This is a genomic window from Kitasatospora sp. NPDC033851 (assembly GCF_055576085.1).
The window spans coordinates 1-15,300 of sequence record NZ_JBVIRL010000030.1 but is presented as its reverse complement, the minus strand read 5'-3'; the positions used below and the strand labels follow the sequence as shown (position 1 = coordinate 15,300).

Sequence of the window (15,300 nt, the reverse complement as noted above, 5' to 3'; positions counted from 1 at the left end):
GTGCCGGTGCCCGCCCGGCACCGCCCGCACCGGCCCTCCCGTGAGAGGTAATGTCATGAACCTGCAGACCGAGACCCGGAAACGGATCGTCGCCCCGAGATCCGCGGCGCACCCGTCCCCCCTGACCCGTGCGGCCGTGCCCCCGCTCGCCCCCGGCGCGCTCCCCGGCCTCGGGCACGCCGCCGCCCTGCTGCGCGACCCGCTCGGCTTCCTCGGCTCCCTCTCCCGCCACGGCGGCGTGGTGCGCATCCGCCTCGGGCCGCGCACCGTCTGCGTCGTCACCGATGCCCGGCTGGTCCACACCCTGCTCGTCGCGCTCGCCTACGACTGCCCGCGCGGCGCCGTCCAGGACACCCTCAAGACGGCGTTCGGCGACGGCCTGCTGATGTCCGAGGGGCAGGCCCACCGCGACCGGCGCCGGATCATCCAGCCCGCGTTCGGCCCGGACCGGATGGGCGAATACCTGGCCGTGATGCACCAGGTCACCGAGGAGCGCGCCGGGCGCTGGCGCCCCGGTCAGGTCCTCGACGTCGCCAAGGAGATGAACCACCTGGCACTGGAGATCGTCACCCGCTCACTGTTCGACGCCCGGCTCAGCGAGGACGCCACCCTCGCCTTCCAGCAGGCGCTGCCGGACATGGTGAAGGGCCAGATCGTCCAGTCCCTCTACCCGCACCCGGCGCTCGCTCGGCTGCCGCTGCCCGTCAACCGGCGCTTCGACGCCGCCGTGCGGGTGCTCAACCGGGTCGTCGACCAGGCCGTCAACGGCCGTACCGCGAACACCCGTTCCGACCAGAGTCAGGGTCGGGGCCGGGGCCGGGGCCGGGGCACCCTGCCCGGCCTGCTGCGCGCCGCGACCGACCCGGGCACCGGCCGCCCGCTCACCGAAGCCGACGTCCGGTCCGAGGCCATCACCATGTTCGGCGCGGGCACCGAGACCGTCTCCACCACACTGACCTGGCTGCTCGACGAACTGCTGCGCCACCCCGAGGTGGAGGCCCGCGTCCTGGCCGAACTGGACGAGCACCTGCCCGCCGGCACCATCCCCACCCCCGAGGCACTGGCCCGGCTCACGTACACCCGCAACGTCACCCAGGAGGTGGTGCGCCTGCACGCGCCCAACGCCTTCCTGATGCGCACCGCCCAGGTCCCGGTCGACCTCGGCCCGTACCGGATCCCGGCCGGCACCGAACTGCTGTACAGCCTCACCGCGCTGCACCGCGACCCGGTCCGCTACCCCGAGCCGCTCGGCTTCCGCCCCGAGCGCTGGCAGGACGGCGGCGGCACCGGGCGGCCGTCCTTCCTGCCCTTCGGAGCGGGCAAGCACAAGTGCATCGGGGAGGCCTTCGCCTGGGCCGAGCTGACGGTCGCGGCAGCCGCGATCCTGCGCCGCTGGCGCCCTGAGGCCGTGCCCGGAGCGCGGGCCCGGGAGGTGGTCTGGACGACGGTCCAGGCGCAGGGGCTGCGCGTCCGGCTGGCGCCGCGCGAGCAGCGGTCGACCGACGCGGGGCCGGCGGGCGGCGCGGGCCGGGCCGCGCGCAGCGAACGGACCGCGCGGGCGAGCGGTGCGGCGCCCTCGCGCGACGAACCGGCGGTACCAGGCGGCTGCCCGTTCACCGGCACCCCCACGGCCGCCCTGCCGGCACGCCCGCCCGGCGAGCTGCGCGCCGCCGCGGACCGGCACACCGACTGGGCGGTCCACCACGGCCTGCTCACCCCCGCAGAGCTGCCCGGCTACCGGGCCTACGCCCTGCACGAGCTGATCGGCCACGCCTTCCCCACCGCCCGCGGCACCGAACTCGACCTGCTGGTGGACATGCTGGGCTGGTTCACCATCCTGGACGACCGCTTCGACGGCACGCCCGGACGCCGCCCGGCCGAGGCACACGCCCTGGTCGACCCGCTGATCGCCGTCCTCGACGGCAGAAGCACCCCTCCGGACTGCCAACTCCTGGGCTCCTGGCGGGAACTGTGGAAACGTCAGACGGCGTCGATGTCCCCCGCCTGGCGCGCCCGCGCCGCCCGCGAATGGCAGGCCTGCCTGGCCACCTTCCCCGCCGAAGCCGACCACCGCGCCCGCGGCACCGTGCCCGCCCTCGGCCTGGCGGACACCATGCGGCTGCGCCGACACGGCAGCTGCCTCTACCCGTTCATGAACATACTGGAACGGGTCCACGGCGCCGACGCCCCCGCCGCCCTCCACGCGGAGCCCGCGCTGCACCGCCTGCGCGCCAACACCGCCGACACCGCCACGCTGATCAACGACCTCTACTCGCTGGAGCGGGAGGAACGGCAGACCGCGGCCGCCTTCAACACCGTGCTCACCCTGCAACGGGCCCGCCGCTGCACCCGGAGCCGCGCCGTCCGCGCCGTCCGCGACCGGGTGGCGCGACTGCGGCAGGAGAGCGAGGACCTGCGCCGCGACCTGCAGCGCCGCCACCCGGCGGGGCGCTGGTACCTGGACGGCACCCGGGAGCTCGTCGCCGGCGTACAGGCCTGGACCAGCACCAGCGACCGCTACCTGGTGCCGGACGGCGGGCGGCAGCGCTGAACGGAGAACAACCTTGAACGGAGGGCAGCGCTGAACGGAGAGCAGCCTTGAACGGAGGGCAGCGCTGAGCCGGCGCACCGATGAGCGGGGGCACCGGACAGCCGCCCGCTCGCGCCCCGCTACTTCCGGCCGCCGAGCGCGAACAGCAGCAGCACAAAGCCGGCGAACAGGTGCGTGGCGAAGATGTAGATGCCCGCGCGGATCAGCATCGCCTTGCGGCGCCTCTTCTCCTCGCTCGTGCCGTCGTTCATGGTGGGTGGTGCTCCTCGGGTCGGGCGGACGGGCCGGGCGCGGCTCAGCGGGACCGCCGGCCGCCGGACACACGCAGCTCGGTGAGCAGCGCGCCCTGGTCGGTGATCAGCTCGGTCAGGATCCGGCGCGCCGCGCGCAGCAGCTCGGCCACGTCCGGGGTGCTGAGCGCGTACACCACCGTGTTGCCCTCACGGGTGGCCGTGACCAGCTGGGTGCGGCGTAGCACCGCGAGCTGCTGGGAGAGGTTGGACGGTTCGACCTCGATCTCCGCCAGCAGCTCGCGCACCGGCCTGGGTCCGTCCTGGAGCAGCTCCAGGACCCGGATCCGCACGGGGTGGCCGAGGGTGCGGAAGAACTCCGCCTTGGCCTGGTACAGCGGGACCGGCATCGTCCGCGCGCCTCCCTCGAATCCGGCTCGGTGGTCGTCCCGGCCGGGCGGGTGCGCGCCACGGCCGGTAGGCATCATCGCGGACAGATGAAGATTTCTTCAAGTCGTCACAGCTCGACGACTCCCGGGCGACGCGCGCAGGTGACCCACCTCACACCGGCGCGCCGCGCCCGGACATGCGAACGCCGAGCCCGGGACGCTGCCAACTCCCGGGCTCGGCGGTCACGGTGATGAGCCGTCAGCAGACTACAGGCACATCGACCGTCACCGGGGACGGCCCCCACCACATCGTCTCGACCGAGAAGGATGCGTGCACGGTCGAACCGCACGGCGCGGTCGCCGTGATCCCGTCGACCCGCACGGTGCTGACCGTGAACACGGTGCGACCGTTCACCGCGCCGAGCGAGTTACCGCCGGTCACGTCGGCCGACACCCGGGTGAGCAGCTCCTGCGGCGCCGGCGGCCACGGGGTGCCCGGCGACGGCGGGCCGGCCAGCCCGATCTGCCCGTACAGCACGACGCTGTTGCCGGTGACGTCGGCGCAGACCTTGGTGGACAGCCCGGCCTGCAGGCCGGACCACCCGCAGGTGGTGACGGTGGTGGCAGCGGCAGCCGTCGGGGCCGAGGCGAACGCCGGTACGGGCACCGCGAACAGGGCGACGGCGCCGGCGGCGCCGGCCGCGATCTTGGCGATGCGGTTCATGAGTTCCTCCTGGGAGGGTACGAGGACGGTCAGAGACAGGTGGCGTGGCACATATGACATTTCATAGGCCCACAGACAGATACTTTGTCATGCGATTCCTATGCGACGAGCCAGTTTTACCCTTGGAACTACCGGCTCGACCGAAACCAGACCTTCGATGGCGCAATCACCCTTGAGTGACCCAACCCGCGCAAGCCCCCAGGCAACGCCCACGTTGCCCCCAGGTGAACCGCCTCCGCACCGCCTCCGCGACCGGTCAGCCGAGGGAGGCGCGCAGGGCGTCGACCCGGGCGACGGCGGCGGCGAAGGCGTCGCGATCGAGCCGACCGGAGTCGAGGGCATCGGCCAGGGCCTCGGTGGCGTCCTCGGCCTGCTGCGGGTCGCGGACGGAGCAGAGCAACAGGTCCATGCCGGCCTCGGCGGCGGCCACCGCGCGGTCGCCGGTGTCGCCGTACGGAGCGAGCGCGCCGGCCTCCATCGCGTCGGTGACGGTCACGCCGTCGAAGCCCAGCCGGCCGCGGAGCTCGCCCTGGATGACAGTGGGCGACAGTCCGGCCGGGCGCTCCGGGTCCAGTGCCGGGTATACCGCCCAGGAGGCCATCACCAGCCGGACACCCGCCGCGATCGCGGACCGGTAGGGCGCCTCGCCGCGGGTCCGCAGCTGCTCCAGCGGGACGGTGAGGGTGACCGGGCGGTCGTCGGTGTTCTCCTCGCGGGCGGCGGCGCCGAGGCCCGGGAAGTGCTTGGCGGTCGCGGCCACGCCGAGGCTCTGCTGGGCGGCGAGGAAGGCGCTGCCCAACCTCCCGACCGTGGCGGGGTCCTGGCTGTAGGAACGCTCGAAGTGGTCGATGAAGTTGTCCGGGGTGTCGTAGACGTCGAGCACCGGGGCGAGGTTGACGTTCAGCCCGGCGTCCGTGAGGGTCCGGGCGGCGCCGGTGCCGGAGTCCACCGCGGCGGCCGCCGGGTTCGGAGCCGACCCGGTGCGGCGGGCGGAGAGTTCGGGCGCACCGGGCAGCCGGCGGATCCTGCCGCCCTCCTGGTCGGTCATCAGCAGCAGCGCGCGCGGGTTCGGCGCCTCGGCGGCCGCCTGCTTCAACTCGGCGACGGCCTCGGCGAGCTGCTCCGGGCCGGTGACGTTCTCGCCGAACAGGATCACCCCGGCCGCCCGGCCCTCCCGGATCGTCCGCAGCACCCCGGGCGGCGGCGTCGGGCCCGCGTACGAGAGGACGATCCGCCGTCCGGCGAGCAAGCGCGACTCCTCCTGGTCCTGGGCGGCCATCGCTACGGTCCTCTCCGGGTGGGTGCTGCGGGGCGCGGACGCCGACCCGATCGGGGCGGGCCCGAACGCGGCCCCCAGGACCGTCAGCACCGCCCCGAACCGGGCGACTCGCCGGAGCGGGGCCATCACGCCTCCTGGGTCAGCAGCGGTCTACGGCCCGTCAGCGTACCCAGGACCCCGATCCGCCATTCCACCCCACACCGGGTCCAGCCGATATTCCGACAGACGATGCCCCGCAGGGCCCTAGGCTGGCCGGATGTTCGATCGACTGGAGATCAGGATCCTGCCGCCCGGCCCGCGCCTCCCCGCCGAGGTGCGGGTCTGGGTCAACGGCGAGGACCTGGTGGCCCAGGCGGCCGGGGCCGCCGGCCAGGGCCGGTGGGCCGGCCTGCTGCTCCCTCGCGACCGCCCGAGCCCGCTGCAGGCGACCGCCGAGCCGCACCGCGTGGAGCTGGGCGAGCCCGACTGCACCGGCGGCTGCTGCGGCTACCTCTCCGCCGACGTGCAGCGCTTCGGGAACGTCATCCGCTGGTCGGACTGGGAGGTGCCATATCTGGAGGCCCGCCCGCCGGAGTTCGACTTCGAAGCCGAGCAGTACGACGCCGAACTCGCCCGCGCCGCGGCCGACCCCTGGTGGCACGGCGCTCTGTAACGGAAGCCGACTCCGGCGCTCGGGCCCGGCACACAGGCTCGGCGCTCGGGCCCGGCCTGGCTTCGGCGGCGCCCGCCCTCACCCCGCGTGGCGGACCAACTGCCCGAGGACGGCGATGCCTTCGGTGATCTCGGGCGGTGAGCCCGCCGCGTAGCCGAGGACCAGGCCGGGTGGGTACGGGAGGCGGGCGTGCCAGGAGAGGGGCTGGACCTTCACGCCCCGGGCCAGTGCGGCGGTGGCCAACTCGGTGTCGGTGCAGCCGAGTTCCGGCGGCAGGGTGAGCATCAGGTGGAGGCCTGCCGCCGCACCGTGGACGGTGGCGCCGGGGAGGTGGGTGCGGATGGCGGTGATCATGGCATCCCGGCGGCGGCGGTGGCGGCGGCGCAGCAGCCGTAGGTGGCGGTCGAGTTCGCCGGACTCCATCAGGTGGGCGAGGACGAGCTGGGGCAGGACCGGGTTGCCGAGGTCGGCGAAGCGTTTGGCGTCGAGGACGGCGCCGCGGAGGCGGGCGGGTACCAGCAGCCAGCCGGTTCGCAGGGCCGGGGCGAGCAGCTTGGAGATGCTGCCCGCATAGCAGACCCGGTCCGGCAGGGTGGCGCGCAGCGCCGCGACGGGCGGGCGGTCGTAGCGGTGCTCGGCGTCGTAGTCGTCCTCGATGACCAGGCCGCCCTCCGCCGCCCAGCGCAACACGTCGCGTCGGCGGTCGCCGCCGAGGACGACGCCGGTCGGGTACTGGTGGGCGGGGGTGAGCAGCACGGCCTGCGCGCCGGTGGCACGCAGGGCGTCGACCCGGATGCCGTCGGCATCGACCGGGACGGGCGGGGTGGCGGCGAGCCAGTGGGCGAGGTGCTGGCGGGCGCCGAGGGAGCCGGGGTCCTCGACCGCGACCTCGGTGATGCCCGTCCGTTCGAGGGCGCGGCCGAGCAGGGCGAGGGCCTGAGCCGTCCCGGCGACGATCAGCACCTCGTCGGGGTCGGCGCGGATGCCCCGGTTGCGGGCGAGCCAGTGGGCGACGGCCCGGCGCAGGGCCGGGGTGCCGCGGACGTCGCCGTAGCCGAGGTCGTGTGCGGCGAGGCCGTCGAGGACGGCGCGTTCGGCGCGCAGCCAGGCGGTGCGGGGGAAGGCGGCGAGGTCGGGTACGCCGGGGGTGAGGTCGATCCGGGCGGGGGTGCCGCGCAGCAGGTCGAACACCTCGGAGTCGGGGTCGTCCCGGAAGAGGGCGGGCGCCGCCGACCGGGGGCGGGGAGGTTCGGGGTCGGGCGCGGCGGGAGGGGCCGGGGCCTCGACCACGACGGTGCCGCCCCGGCCGCGCCCGGCGACCCGCCCCTCCTCGGCGAGGCGACGGTAGGCGTCGGTCACCACCCCACGGGAGACGCCGAGTTCGGCCGCCAGCACCCGACTGGCGGGCAGCCGACTGCCGGCCGGGAGCCGCCCGTCGGCGACGGCCTCGCGCAGCCGGCGGGCGAGCCAGTCGGCGAGGCCGCCGGGCGGGGCGTCGGCGGTGTCGAGCTGGAGGAAGTCGGCGCCGAGCTCTTTGGGCCTGTCGGATGCGGCAGCTTTGGACCTGTCGGACGTGGTGGCTTTGGACCTGTTCACCGGACCATAGTGGCGCGAGGGTGGGGGCCATGACCACGGAAACGGCACCGCCAGAGAACACGACCGACGTCCACGGCCATTCGGACTACGTCCACGGCTATTCGGACGCCGAGGCGCAGCGCCTCGGTGACCAGGCGGACACCCTCGCCGAGTTGCTGCACGCGGGCACGGCCTACCCGGCGGGCAGCCGGGTGCTGGAGGCAGGCTGCGGGGTGGGGGCTCAGACGGTGCACCTGCTGGCCGCCGGCCCGGGGGCGCTGCTCACCGCGATGGACCTCTCGGCGGAGTCGCTCGCGCAGGCCCGCGCCCGGGTGGCGGCGCAGATGCCCGACGCGAAGGTCACCTGGCACCACGGCGACCTGCACCGGATGCCGTTCCCGGACGGCGCGTTCGACCACGTCTTCCTCTGCTTCGTGCTGGAGCACCTGCCCGATCCGGCGGCCGGGCTCGCGGCGCTGCGGCGGGTGCTGCGGCCGGGCGGGACGATCACGGTGATCGAGGGCGACCACGGCTCGGCCTTCTTCCACCCGCAGAGCCTGGCGGCCGGCCGGACGATCGACCACCTGGTCCGGCTCCAGGCCGAGGCGGGCGGCGACGGGCTGATCGGCCGCCGCCTCTACCCGCTGCTGACGGCGGCCGGGTTCACCGAGGTGACGGTCCGGCCGCGGACGGTCTACGCCGACGGCGGCCGCCCGGCGCTGGTGGAGGGCTTCACCCTGCGGACCTTCGTCGCGATGGTCGAGGCCGTGCGGGCGGAGGCGCTGGCCGCCGGGCTGGCCACGGCGGAGGACTTCGACCGGGGCATCGCGGAGCTGCGCCGCGCGGCCGAGCCGGGCGGGACCTTCCACTACACCTTCTTCAAGGCGGTCGCCGTCAATCCCTGAGGCAGAAGGGCCGGGGCCAGGACCGGGGCCGGGGCCGGAGGCGTTACTCGGGGGTGTCTCCGAGGGCCGCCAGCATGGTGCGCATCGCGTCGACCAGCGCGGCGGTCCGGGCGTCGTCCAGTCCCTCGAGGAGGCCGAACTCGGTGGCGAGGTGGTCGGGCAGCGCGCGCTCGATCAGGGCGTGGCCCTCGGGGGTGAGGGCGACCTCGCGGCTGCGGCCGTCCTGGTCGCTGCGGGTCCGGGTGACCAGGCCGCGGGCCTCCAGCCGGTCGAGGCGCTGGGTGATGGCGCCGGAGGTGACCATGGCGGACTGCATCAGGCCGGTGGGGGTGAGGCGGTAGGGCGGGCCGCTGCGTTTCAGGGTGGCGAGGACGTCGAAGGAGGCGGCGTCCAGGCCGTGCTCGGCGAAGGTGCGGTTGAGCGCCGCGTCCACCAGGCGGTAGAGGCGCTTGAGCCGGCCGAACACCTCCATCGGGGAAACGTCCAGGTCGGGGCGCTCGGCGGCCCACTGCGCGACTACGCGGTCCACATGATCTGCCACGGCTCCAGGGTAGGCGATCGGGCTCGGGTTCCTTAGCGGTGAGGTACAGGATTCCTTAGCGGTGAGATAACTGTGAGCCACGTCACCGGTCGGCTCCGATGGAAAATACCTTAGCGCTGAGATACATTGGCTTAGTGCTAAGACATCGCCTCGCCGTCGTACTGGTGACGGCCCTCGCCCCCGCCATCTGGGGGACGACCTACCTCGTCACCACCGAGCTGCTCCCGCCCCACCGTCCCCTCCTCGCCGCCGTCATCCGCTGCCTGCCCGCCGGGCTCCTCCTGATCGCCCTCACCCGCCGACTGCCGCAGGGCAGCTGGTGGTGGCGATCGCTGGTCCTCGGCGCGCTCAACATCGGGGCGTTCCAGGCCCTGCTCTTCATCGCCGCCTACCGCCTGCCCGGCGGCATCGCGGCCACCGTCGGCGCCGTCCAGCCGCTGATCACCGCCGGACTCTCCGCCGCCGTCCTCGGCGACCGGCTCACCCTGCGGACCGTGCTGTCCGGCATCGCCGGCGTGGCGGGCGTGAGCCTGCTGGTCCTGCGGGCCAACGCGCAGCTGGACGCCCTCGGGGTGGCCGCCGCGCTCGGCGGCGCGGTGGTCATGGCCGCCGGCGTCGTCCTCTCCAAGCTCTGGGTGTCCCCCGCCCCGCTGCTCGCCACCACCGGCTGGCAACTCACCACCGGCGGAATGCTGTTGGTTCCGCTCACGCTGCTCACCGAGGGAGCGCCGCCGTCCCACTACACGGCCGCCAACGTGCTCGGCTACACCTACCTGTGCCTGATCGGCGCGGCCTTCACCTACGTGCTGTGGTTCCGCGGGATCCAGGCGCTGACGCCGACCTCGGTCTCCTTCCTCGCCCTGCTCAGCCCGGTGGTCGCCACCGCGATCGGCTGGCTGGCGCTCGGACAGGACCTCAGTCCGCTGCAGGCGCTGGGCGCCCTGGTCGTGCTCGGCTCGCTCGTCGTCGCCCAGACCCGGCGGCCCGGCGCCGCCACCGGGTCGACGCCGGTGGCCCGATCGGCCTCCACGCCACCGGTGCGCGAGAACGCCTGACCCGCCTCATCCGCACCCCGCGCCCACATCCCACATCCCGAAAATCCGCATCCCGCATCCCGCATCCCGCATCCAGTCCAGCCCGGTTCAAGGAGAACTCCCCATGCGTATCACCGTGTTCGGCGCCACCGGCAACGTCGGCAGCCGGGTCGTGACCGAGGCACTCGCCCGCGGCCACGAGGTCACCGCCGTCGTACGGGACCCGGCCAAGCCGCACGGCCTGCCGTCCGCCGCCGCCATCGCCGTCGGTGACGCCCGCAACCCCGAGGACGTCGCCCGGATAGCTCCCGGGCAGGACGCGGTCATCACCGCCACCCGCCCGGTGCCCGGCAGCGAGCACGAACTGGCCGTCGCCACCAAGGGCCTGCTGGCGGGCATCGCCGGCACCGGCGTCCGGCTGCTGGCCGTCGGCGGCGCGGGCAGCCTCACCGTCCCGGGCACCGACGGGATGACCCTCGTGGAGGACCCCGGGTTCCCCGCCGCGATCCGGCCGATCGCGCTGGCCTGCAACGAGCAACTCGCGCACTACCGCGCGGCCGACGCCGATGTCGACTGGACCTACCTGAGCCCGGCCGCGCTGCTCGAGCCCGGTGTGCGCACCGGCCGGTTCCGGCTCGGACGGGACGAACTGCTGGTCGACACCGACGGCAACTCGGCGATCTCCATGGAGGACCTCGCCATCGCCCTCCTCGACGAGGTCGAGAGGCCCGCCCACCGCCGCGCGCGGTTCACCGCCGGCTACTGACCGGCCGCGGCGGCCTCGACGGGGGTGAGGCCGCCGCGGTCCACCACAGACCGGATGCTGGGGCTCCCACCCGGACGGGGGTGTAGCCAGCACCACCCCGAAGACGGGGGTACGGGTGATCGATCGTCAGGGCGGGTTTCGGACAGGATCGTTTCCGTGACCAACACCGCATCGACCGACACCGCGCCGACGAGCACCGCAGCGACGAGCACCGCAGCGACCGACACCGTCCCGGCCACGGCCAAGCCCCGCCTCCGGCGCGCCGCACTGGCCGTGGCCGCCGCCGTCCTCGCCGGCCTCGCCGCACCCGCCACCGCCGGCGCCGACACCGCCCGCGACCCGGGCGACGCCGACCCGGCACCCGCCCGCTACACCCACCAGACCCTGAACTGGCAGCCCTGCGCCGGGCAGCCCACCCTGGACTGCGCCACCATGGCCGCCCCGCGCGACTGGCACCACCCCGGCGTCGGGGCCGACCTGAGCATCGCCGTCTCCCGGCACCGCGCCACCGACCCGGCCAAGCGCAGGGGCACCCTGCTGATGGCGGCCGGCGGCCCCGGCGCCTCGGGCCTGCCGCGCCCGGCCGGGCTGGCCGAGACGGCCCCGGCCGTCGCCGCCGCCTACGACATCGTGGGCTTCGACCAGCGCGGGGTCGGCGCGAGCACCAAGGCCGTGTGCCAGACGCCGGAGGAGTACCAGGAGTTCCTGGCCGGCGACTACCGCGACCAGTCCCCCGCCGCGATCGACGGCGTCATCGCCAACGCCAGGAAGCTGGCCGCCAGTTGCCAGGAGCGCAGCGGCGACCTGATCCCCTACCTGAACACCGAGCAGACCGCCCACGACATCGACCTGTTCCGCGCCCTGCTCGGCGAGCGCAAGCTCAGCTACTTCGGCCCGTCCTACGCCACGATGATCGGCGCCTACTACGGCACGCTCTTCCCGCACCGGGTCGAGCGGATGGTGCTGGACAGCAACATCGGCTTCGAGGGCACCTGGGAGAAGTTCGAACTGGGCCAGCCGATGAGCTTCCAGCGCCGCTTCGACGAGGACTTCGTCCCCTGGCTCGCGGCCCGGGACGCCACCTACCACTGGGGCTCGACGCCGGAGCAGGTACAGGCGCACTGGGAGCAGCGGCGCGCCGCACTGCACGACTCGCCCATCGTCGAGGGCTCGGTGACGATCGGCCCGAACCAGTTGGACAACGTGGCGATCGGGGCGATCTACGAGGCCGCCAACTTCCCGATCCTCGCCCGGATCCTGACCACCGTCGACAACTGGCAGACCGCCGACCCGGCGGCCAAGGCCATGGCCGGGAAAGCCTTCAGCCACTACCTCAGCCCGGACTTCCTCGCCGAGTACTTCTCGGTGACCTGCTCCGACACCCCGTGGACCAGGGATATGGACACCTGGATCGCGCGCGGCGCCGAGAACACCGCCCGTTGGCCGCTGGCCGGCTCCCGGACACTCGCCTTCAGCGCGGTCTGCGCCTCCTGGCCGGTCGCCCCGGCGCCCAAGGTCAAGGTCACCGGCGCCCATCTGCCGACCACGCTGATGCTCAACTCGGTGCACGATCCGGCGACTTACTACGAGGCGGCGCTCGGCGCCCACCGCGCGCTGCGCGGCTCGAGGCTGGTCACCGTCACCGGGAACGGCGACCACGGCCAGTACCCCGGTCCCAACGCCTGCGTCACCGACGTGGTCGAGCGCTACCTGCTGGACGACCAGGCACCCGCGCACGACCTCACCTGCGCTTCACCGCAGGCGGGTTGACGGCTGCCAGGTCAGCGCCGGGGCCGGGTCCGCAGCCCGGACCCCAGCCTGGAGCGGAGCCAGGTGAGGCCGACGGCCAGCCCGGCGAAGCCGCCGACGGCGAGCTTGATCCCGGCCTTGGCGACGATCCAGCCGATCCCCGGGACGGTCCACCCCAGCCAGTGGAAGACGGCCAGCAGCATCGCCGAACCGCACAGCGCGGCCAGGACGGTGACCGTGACGGCGGCGGCCCGCGAGAGCTCCTGCGGGCCGTCGGCGTCGGCGGTGCTTGCGGTGTCGTTCATCATGTCGTTCGTACCCCCCTCATCCATGGAGTCGATGATACGACCTCAGTGCCGGGAGTGGTGGGTGTCCCCGAGGTGCTCGCCGGTCTCGTCGTCGGGGAAGCTGACGGCCATGGTGACGCGGTACTCGTGGACGTCCTCCCGGTGCCCCGGCACCCGGGCCCAGGCGAGCGAGTGCACCTCGGCCTCGGGGGCCTGCCGGCACCAGGCGGCCGCCTCCTCCAGGGCGCGGGCGGCCGACAGTCCGGTGCACACCACCGCGGTGTAGGCGGCGACCGCGACGTCCCCACCGGAGCGACAGTTCCGCGACACCGCCCGGACGGCGGCGGCGGCCTGGGTCAGGTCACGGGCCAGGTCGTCCACGACCCGAGGGGGCGCCGGCAGGACGACCGCTCCCTCGGCGACGGTATCCGGCAGGTTCGCGCTCACGGTCTGGACCTCCATCCGCATCATCACGCGGCACAGCATGCCGGGCGGCGATACCTGGCATGCCCACTTTCACCAGAACGTCACCCGTCCAGGGCCGAGTTGGGGACGCACCCTGGCGCCCGCAGGCTCGTCCTGCTAGGGGAGGCCGCCCCGAGCGGCGGACGTTCCGGCAGGTCAGAGGGGTCGGTCGCGGGCGCCGCCGGGGAGCCCGAACCGCCGCACACGTACCACCCCCGTGCTCCGAACCGCCGGTCCGGCGCCCGGGGCGTCCGTCCCACCGCCGTTGGGGCCTTGGTCAACTCCCCGTACCGGAACCGGAGATGCCGCCGGAAGCGGGCCGGACGACCGCAGGCCACCGGCCTCGCGCGACGCCCCGGGAAGCGGCCGCACCCCCGCTGAAGTGCCGAGTCAACCCCTCGGTGGGCGTCGGGCCGCCTCCCGGTCACCCTGTCCCTGTCAGATCGTCGTGATACTAATCGTCCCGGCGACGGCTCCCGTTATCAGATGGACGGGCACGATGACGGGCACGATGCCGACAACTCAACCGTTCCGGGATGGTCCGGACGGCGACGGGGAGGGGAAACGGATGACGGCGAGGTTCGGCAGCACCCAGGGCGGGCGCAAGGTCCGGGTCGGCAAGCGGGTCACGGGGACGGCGGCCGCCTTCGCCGCACTGGCCGCACTGACCGGCTCTCAGGTGACGGGTCTCGGGCTCGCGCCGGTCGCGGCCGCCGACACCGGTCCGACGAGCGGCACCACCGCCCGGGGCGACGACCGCTACGGGACCGGCACCCTGGACGGCACCCCCTCACCCGGCACCCCCGGCACCGCAGTCCCGGCCGACGGCGGCAGCACCCTCCTGTTCCCGCAGCCGCCCGGCACGCTGCCCGGCGCACCCGACGCCGGCCCGTTCGCGGCCACCGGGCCCGCACTGCCCAGCACGGTGCTCACCGCCTACCACCAGGCCGAGGCCTCGGTGGCACAGCGCTCCCCCGGCTGCCACCTGCCCTGGCAGCTGCTGGCCGCGATCGGCCAGGTCGAGTCCGGGCAGGCCAACGGCGGCCAGGTGGACGCCTTCGGCACGACCCTGACCCCGATCCTCGGCCCGGCACTGGACGGCAACGGCTTCGCCGCGATAGCCGACACCGACGGCGGCCGTTACGACGGCGACGCCCGCTGGGACCGCGCCGTCGGACCGATGCAGTTCATCCCGTCCACCTGGGCCTCCTGGGGCGTGGACGCCAACGGCGACGGCAAGGCCGACCCGAACAACGTCTTCGACGCCGCCGAGGCCGCCGGGCGCTACCTGTGCGCGGGCGGCCGCGACCTCGCCGACCCGGCGCAGCTCGACCGCGCGGTGCTCAGCTACAACAACTCGGGCGAGTACCTGCGGACCGTCCGCAACTGGATGGCCCACTACGGCAGCGGCACGGTGACCACCGTCCCGGACCGCGCGGGGTCCTCGGTCCCGACGTCCTCGCTGCCCTCGCCGTACCTCCCGGTCGTCGGCGACCCGACGGTCGGCGGCGGGACGGGCAGCGGCACGACCGGTGCCGGCACGACGCCGACCGCTCCCCCGGCTCCGACACCGACACCGACTCCGACGCAGGAGCCGACGACGCCGGTGACGCCCACCCCGAACCCGTCGCCGACCGCGCAGCCGACGCCGACGACGACGCCCACGCCCACCGGTTCGCCGTCGCCGACCGGCACGCCGACGACCACCCCGAGCGGCACCCCGACCACGACGCCCACGGGCACCCCGACCGGCACGCCCACGGCCTGCCCGGACCCGACGGCCACGGCCACCCCGACCGGCACGCCCACCGGCACGCCCACCGGCACGCCCACGGGTACGCCCACCCCGACGGGCTCCCCGTCCCCGACCGCGACGCCCACCGGCACCCCGACGGCGACGCCCACCGGCACCCCCGGCTGCCCGACCCCCGCCCCGACCGGCTCCCCGAGCGCCGCGCCCAGCACCACCCTCAGCGCCTCGTTCTCGCCGTCGGCCGCCCCGAAGAAGTGACCAGGAAGAAGTGACAGGACGGGGGCGGGGGGGGGCCCCGGGGGGCCCCCCCCCCCCCCCGCCCCCCCCCCCCCCCCGCCCCGGCCCGGGGGCGGCGGGATAACAACCCAAACCGGCGGGGAAGTTCCGCCCCCGGGGCCGC

The 15,300-nt window shown here is 74.5% G+C and carries 15 protein-coding genes; 7 read left to right on the top strand and 8 right to left on the bottom strand.

Annotation, left to right across the window (positions count from 1 at the left end; translation table 11 throughout):
- Window positions 1-55 precede the first annotated feature (55 nt).
- Window positions 56-2,551 carry a cytochrome P450 gene (locus ACZ51D_RS36420; protein WP_465664685.1) on the top strand — a complete coding sequence of 832 codons (2,496 nt, stop codon included), beginning with the start codon at window positions 56-58 and terminating at the stop codon, window positions 2,549-2,551.
- A 119-nt stretch (window positions 2,552-2,670) separates the two neighbouring features.
- Here ACZ51D_RS36420 and ACZ51D_RS36415 read toward each other — a convergent pair whose 3' ends face one another.
- The 4 genes from ACZ51D_RS36415 to ACZ51D_RS36400 form a co-directional block, all read right to left on the bottom strand.
- Window positions 2,671-2,802: a DUF6126 family protein gene (locus tag ACZ51D_RS36415; RefSeq protein WP_360494147.1), complete on the bottom strand. Its 132-nt coding sequence runs from the start codon at window positions 2,800-2,802 to the stop codon at window positions 2,671-2,673.
- Window positions 2,803-2,846: 44 nt separating this feature from the next.
- Window positions 2,847-3,191, bottom strand: a complete 345-nt coding sequence (locus ACZ51D_RS36410) for an ArsR/SmtB family transcription factor (protein ID WP_465618154.1) — start codon at window positions 3,189-3,191, stop codon at window positions 2,847-2,849.
- 238 nt (window positions 3,192-3,429) lie between these two features.
- Window positions 3,430-3,894, bottom strand: a complete 465-nt coding sequence (locus ACZ51D_RS36405; RefSeq protein WP_465664684.1) for a hypothetical protein — start codon at window positions 3,892-3,894, stop codon at window positions 3,430-3,432.
- A gap of 256 nt (window positions 3,895-4,150) precedes the next feature.
- Window positions 4,151-5,299, bottom strand: coding sequence for a glycoside hydrolase family 3 N-terminal domain-containing protein (locus ACZ51D_RS36400; protein ID WP_465618150.1), 1,149 nt, complete (start codon window positions 5,297-5,299; stop codon window positions 4,151-4,153).
- A 130-nt stretch (window positions 5,300-5,429) separates the two neighbouring features.
- On the opposite strand from ACZ51D_RS36400, the gene ACZ51D_RS36395 reads away from it, so the two are divergent.
- On the top strand, window positions 5,430-5,825 hold the full coding sequence (locus tag ACZ51D_RS36395) for a hypothetical protein (RefSeq protein WP_465618148.1): 396 nt from the start codon (window positions 5,430-5,432) through the stop codon (window positions 5,823-5,825).
- A gap of 78 nt (window positions 5,826-5,903) precedes the next feature.
- Here the strand turns inward: ACZ51D_RS36395 and pdxR are convergent, their stop codons facing one another.
- Window positions 5,904-7,421, bottom strand: a complete 1,518-nt coding sequence (pdxR, locus tag ACZ51D_RS36390) for a MocR-like pyridoxine biosynthesis transcription factor PdxR (protein WP_465618146.1) — start codon at window positions 7,419-7,421, stop codon at window positions 5,904-5,906.
- Between the two features lie 29 nt (window positions 7,422-7,450).
- Between pdxR and ACZ51D_RS36385 the strand changes: the two genes are divergently transcribed.
- Entirely contained in the window at window positions 7,451-8,305 is an 855-nt protein-coding gene (locus ACZ51D_RS36385) for a methyltransferase domain-containing protein (protein ID WP_465664683.1), read from the top strand.
- Window positions 8,306-8,348: 43 nt separating this feature from the next.
- On the opposite strand, the gene ACZ51D_RS36380 is transcribed toward ACZ51D_RS36385, so the two are convergent.
- Window positions 8,349-8,846 carry a MarR family winged helix-turn-helix transcriptional regulator gene (locus ACZ51D_RS36380; RefSeq protein WP_360494126.1) on the bottom strand — a complete coding sequence of 166 codons (498 nt, stop codon included), beginning with the start codon at window positions 8,844-8,846 and terminating at the stop codon, window positions 8,349-8,351.
- A gap of 134 nt (window positions 8,847-8,980) precedes the next feature.
- On the opposite strand from ACZ51D_RS36380, the gene ACZ51D_RS36375 reads away from it, so the two are divergent.
- From ACZ51D_RS36375 to ACZ51D_RS36365, 3 genes are all read left to right on the top strand, one after another.
- On the top strand, window positions 8,981-9,901 hold the full coding sequence (locus tag ACZ51D_RS36375; protein ID WP_465618142.1) for an EamA family transporter: 921 nt from the start codon (window positions 8,981-8,983) through the stop codon (window positions 9,899-9,901).
- Window positions 9,902-10,004: 103 nt separating this feature from the next.
- Window positions 10,005-10,646: an NAD(P)-dependent oxidoreductase gene (locus tag ACZ51D_RS36370; protein WP_465618140.1), complete on the top strand. Its 642-nt coding sequence runs from the start codon at window positions 10,005-10,007 to the stop codon at window positions 10,644-10,646.
- Window positions 10,647-10,802: 156 nt separating this feature from the next.
- Window positions 10,803-12,416, top strand: coding sequence for an alpha/beta hydrolase (locus tag ACZ51D_RS36365; RefSeq protein ID WP_465664682.1), 1,614 nt, complete (start codon window positions 10,803-10,805; stop codon window positions 12,414-12,416).
- An 11-nt stretch (window positions 12,417-12,427) separates the two neighbouring features.
- Here ACZ51D_RS36365 and ACZ51D_RS36360 read toward each other — a convergent pair whose 3' ends face one another.
- On the bottom strand, window positions 12,428-12,727 hold the full coding sequence (locus ACZ51D_RS36360) for a hypothetical protein (RefSeq protein ID WP_360494114.1): 300 nt from the start codon (window positions 12,725-12,727) through the stop codon (window positions 12,428-12,430).
- 18 nt (window positions 12,728-12,745) lie between these two features.
- Window positions 12,746-13,129: a hypothetical protein gene (locus tag ACZ51D_RS36355; RefSeq protein ID WP_465664681.1), complete on the bottom strand. Its 384-nt coding sequence runs from the start codon at window positions 13,127-13,129 to the stop codon at window positions 12,746-12,748.
- Between the two features lie 586 nt (window positions 13,130-13,715).
- Here ACZ51D_RS36355 and ACZ51D_RS36350 point away from each other — a divergent pair.
- Entirely contained in the window at window positions 13,716-15,158 is a 1,443-nt protein-coding gene (locus ACZ51D_RS36350) for a lytic transglycosylase domain-containing protein (protein WP_465664680.1), read from the top strand.
- Window positions 15,159-15,300 lie beyond the last annotated feature (142 nt).

Excerpts from the sequence above, each read along its gene's own strand:
- ACZ51D_RS36420 (WP_465664685.1), top strand. The coding sequence starts at position 56 with ATGAACCTGCAGACCGAGACCCGGAAACGGATCGTCGCCCCGAGATCC.
- ACZ51D_RS36415 (WP_360494147.1), bottom strand. The coding sequence starts at position 2,802 with ATGAACGACGGCACGAGCGAGGAGAAGAGGCGCCGCAAGGCGATGCTG.
- ACZ51D_RS36410 (WP_465618154.1), bottom strand. The coding sequence starts at position 3,191 with ATGCCGGTCCCGCTGTACCAGGCCAAGGCGGAGTTCTTCCGCACCCTC.
- ACZ51D_RS36405 (WP_465664684.1), bottom strand. The coding sequence starts at position 3,894 with ATGAACCGCATCGCCAAGATCGCGGCCGGCGCCGCCGGCGCCGTCGCC.
- ACZ51D_RS36400 (WP_465618150.1), bottom strand. The coding sequence starts at position 5,299 with ATGGCCCCGCTCCGGCGAGTCGCCCGGTTCGGGGCGGTGCTGACGGTC.
- ACZ51D_RS36395 (WP_465618148.1), top strand. The coding sequence starts at position 5,430 with ATGTTCGATCGACTGGAGATCAGGATCCTGCCGCCCGGCCCGCGCCTC.
- ACZ51D_RS36385 (WP_465664683.1), top strand. The coding sequence starts at position 7,451 with ATGACCACGGAAACGGCACCGCCAGAGAACACGACCGACGTCCACGGC.
- ACZ51D_RS36370 (WP_465618140.1), top strand. The coding sequence starts at position 10,005 with ATGCGTATCACCGTGTTCGGCGCCACCGGCAACGTCGGCAGCCGGGTC.
- ACZ51D_RS36360 (WP_360494114.1), bottom strand. The coding sequence starts at position 12,727 with ATGGATGAGGGGGGTACGAACGACATGATGAACGACACCGCAAGCACC.
- ACZ51D_RS36350 (WP_465664680.1), top strand. The coding sequence starts at position 13,716 with ATGACGGCGAGGTTCGGCAGCACCCAGGGCGGGCGCAAGGTCCGGGTC.